Source organism: Longimicrobium sp., assembly GCA_036377595.1.
In the GTDB taxonomy this organism is placed as follows: Bacteria; Gemmatimonadota; Gemmatimonadetes; order Longimicrobiales; family Longimicrobiaceae; genus Longimicrobium.
This window is the reverse complement of sequence record DASUYB010000201.1, coordinates 1-1,545: the sequence shown is the minus strand read 5'-3', so window position 1 is coordinate 1,545 and position 1,545 is coordinate 1. Positions and strand designations below refer to the sequence as shown.

Genomic DNA, 1,545 nt, shown 5'->3' with positions numbered 1-1,545 from the left:
CACCTGGTTGCCGCCGGCGAAGGTGAAGTCGTCCATGTTGGCGTCGTCCCAGTTGGTCTGGGCGGTGGGGACGCGCCCGAAGCGGACCGAGCCGCGGCAGGGGTGCCAGAAGAAGAAGGTGCCGGCGCCGCCGCCGGTGGGGTGCTGCGCGGCGCAGCCGGTGGTGTTGCCCACGTCGCGCACGAAGCCGCGGGCCAGGAACGCGCCCGAGCTGTCCACGCGGAAGCGCTCGTTGCCGCCGCTGCGAAGCCTGAGCAGCACGCCGGACTGCGCGTGGGCCGGAACGGCCGTGGCGGCTGCCGCTGCGACGAGTGCGACAGCGAGCGCTGCGGCGGTGAAAGTCCTCGTCCTCATCTGGATCTGTCTCCCGGGTAAAGTTGTCAGTCGCGCGCTACTGCGCGTCGACGCCCAGCTCGTTACAGCTCCGAATCGATTGTTTCCCACCCACGGTCCGGGGCGCACTGCCGAAGTGGTTCCCGTTCAGCGAGTACGTCCCGTCACCGTCACCCGCGTGGCCGGGGAGGCAAACGTTTCCCCGATCTCGACAGCGGCATCAAGCCCGCGCTCGCCGGGAGGGTGACGGGGAGGTCGGCACCGGGACGTTGCCGCCGGTCGGCGGAAGGAGACACTGACCGGGCCGGCGGACACGGGCACCGGTCCGCCGGCCCAGTTGGTTGGTACGTTGATCACCATGCTCCCGGAGCGCGTGGCGCCGCCGGCGTTGGTGGAAGAGGTGGCGAACCGCACCCCGTCACCAGCCTGCGCCGCCACGGCCGCGGAGAGGGATCCAGCGAAGCTCGGTCGAGGCCGGCGCTGGTCATGGTTTCGATGCAGCCGCCTCGCGCTGGAGGAGCGCCTGCACCTGTGCCCGCAGCTCGGCCACCTCGCCGCGCAGCTGCGTGACCTCGGCCGTGCGCTGGTCGAGCTGCTGCTGCAGCGACGCCGTCCGGGCCTCGAGCGCCTTCACCCCGGCGAAGTTCACCCCGTCGATGTCGCCCAGGCCGATGGTGGTGCTTCCCAGCCCCAGCCCGAACGCCGCGTAGAAGTCCTCGGCGAACGGACCCATGTGCCGGATCCCCGGATCGGCCCCGATCATGTTCCAGGTGGTCACCGGCACCTGGCGGATGCGGAGCAGCACGTCCTCGCCGTCCACCGCCGCGAAATGCTCCTTCACCGTGCGGCTGGAGGCGCAGGTCCAGCTGGGCACGGCCACGGTCAGGTCGCACCCCACGTTGCCGCCGGCGCCGGGCGTGTTGCCATTGGAGGCGGTGCTCACGCGCAGCCGGAACCCGCCGTTGTAGCGGGCGCGGAACTCGTTGTCGGCCTGGTTGCGCACCGAGTCGGTGGTCGACTCGTCGCCCATGGCCATGGTGCCGGTGTGCGTGTTGTTCGAGGCGCGGTAGCCGATGGCCACCGCGTAGTCGTTGTTGGCGGTGGTGCGGTAGCCCAGCGCCACCGAGCCCTGCCCGCCCGCGCGCACCGTGTAGCCGATGGCGGTGCAGGCGAACCCCGAGCAGACGTTGCTGGCCCCCGCGCTGAACCCGG

At 71.4% G+C, this 1,545-nt stretch carries 2 protein-coding genes; both read right to left on the bottom strand.

Going from position 1 to position 1,545, the window contains the following annotated elements; all coding sequences use genetic code 11:
• Positions 1–354, bottom strand: a 354-nt coding sequence (locus tag VF092_31580; GenBank protein ID HEX6751879.1) for a hypothetical protein, incomplete at its 3' end; no start/stop codon positions are given.
• Positions 355–817: 463 nt separating this feature from the next.
• Positions 818–1,545: tail fiber domain-containing protein (locus tag VF092_31575; GenBank protein ID HEX6751878.1), on the bottom strand; the 728-nt coding region annotated here is incomplete at its 5' end.